The organism is Streptomyces sp. NH27 (assembly GCF_056859195.1).
On the sequence record NZ_JACEGK010000913.1, the window covers coordinates 1 to 1,491 of the forward strand.

The 1,491-nt window shown below is 72.8% G+C and carries 3 protein-coding genes; 2 read left to right on the top strand and 1 reads right to left on the bottom strand.

The annotated features are described in order from the left end of the window. Positions 1 to 663 (bottom strand): helix-turn-helix domain-containing protein (locus AC13HU_RS37020; protein ID WP_483046388.1); only part of this gene is annotated, 663 nt, incomplete at its 3' end. A 176-nt stretch (positions 664 to 839) separates the two neighbouring features. Here AC13HU_RS37020 and AC13HU_RS37025 point away from each other — a divergent pair. Together AC13HU_RS37025 and AC13HU_RS37030 are read left to right on the top strand one after the other, a co-directional pair. Continuing rightward, a complete protein-coding gene (locus AC13HU_RS37025; protein ID WP_483046389.1) occupies positions 840 to 1,034 on the top strand; it encodes a hypothetical protein in 195 nt (64 codons plus the stop codon). Between the two features lie 67 nt (positions 1,035 to 1,101). Next, entirely contained in the window at positions 1,102 to 1,269 is a 168-nt protein-coding gene (locus AC13HU_RS37030) for a hypothetical protein (protein WP_483046390.1), read from the top strand. Positions 1,270 to 1,491 lie beyond the last annotated feature (222 nt).

The following is a 1,491-nucleotide window of genomic DNA, read 5'->3' on the forward strand; positions in this document are numbered from 1 at the left end:
GGCGGTGGCGATCAGCACGGTACGGAGCCGTCGCGGCGAGTCGGATCCGCGCGGGAGGCGGACGACGACCGGCCCATCCGACTCGTCAGGTACCTCCGTCCCGCCGTCGGCCCCGCCCACCGCCCCGCCACCCGCGCTGCCGTCCGCGCCCTGCGCGGGGGAGGCCGGGGTGCGGGCCGCACCGGCGCCCTGAGCCGCGACGTTGGCCGCGGCCGGAGCCGGGGTCGGACCCGTCGGCGGACCCATCGCCGGACCTGCGGCCGAATCCGCGGCCGAAAGAGCGGACGAATCCACGCCCGGGCCGGCTGCCGCGCCCGCCGCCGCGCCCGCCGCGGCGTCACCCGAGTCGGCCGCCTCGGCCCGCGTGGCTGCCGCCTGATCCCCCCTGAGCTTGCGCGCCGCATCCGCCAGGACCCAGCACCGGTGCAGTTCCACGAGTTCCTGCGGCGTCGCCCGGCATGCCCGCGCGAGGCGCTCCACCGGCGCGTACTCGTTCGGGACCGCGGTCCCGTTGCAGTAGCGGTGCAGTGTCGACGTGCTCATGTGCAGTCGCTTGGCCAGCCCCCCGTAGCTCAGTCCCGAGCGGTCCTTGAGCTCGTGCAGAAGCGTCGCGAACTGGTCCGTCTCCCTGGCTCCTGCCGCACCCGACACCCGTTCCTCCATTTCACAGTGTCCCGTTCCAGCGTTCCAGGGGCACCGTATTCCCCCCGCTCAGAGCGGATTTCGGCGCTCCGCTGTCCTCATCTGCCCGCTGTGCATGGCAGTTGGGACGGATCACCGCACAAGCTCCGTTCATCCAAGCACCACAACCACCCGAACCGCGAAAGAGGCACGGCCACATGTCCACCATCCGAAACACCCGTACCCGTCTCCTCGGTGCCGCCGCGACCGTCGTGCTCGGCGCGCTCTCCCTGACCGCATGCAACGACGGTACGGGCGCCCACCCGTCGCTGCCCGCCGCGGGCGTCTACATCGACGACTCCCTCAACACCACCTACTGGCAGCGGTCGATGGACGACACCCTGGCCTGGTGACAGCACCCGGGCCCACCCCGGACTCCCGACGGACTCACCCCGGCCGTACGTACTACGGTTCCCCGCGGTGGTGGCGAACGCCGTCCCGGCGGCAGCGCGCGCACACGGCGGTGGCGGAGGCCGGGACTGCGACGGGTGCGCCGACGTCGTCCTCGGCGTGACCGGTGCGGATGACGACGGCCTGACCGCCGCCGGCTCGTTCCTTCGCCTGCTCGGCTGCGCCCGCCCTGGCTGAGCGGCGGGCACACGCGGGTGAACGACCCGTGGTGAACGACTCGATGGAGAGCCAGCTGGGGACCAGCGCGTGACGGTTACGCGCCTGCGTGCTGCCCGTAGCCACCGCTTCCGGGGTGGTGCGGCTTCGGCGTTTCACTGGGCGGGCACGACTCGGAACCGGTCCGTGTGGGTGTCGGTTTGGGGGTACCGGTCTTGGTCGGCGTGGGTGTGGGTGTCGGTG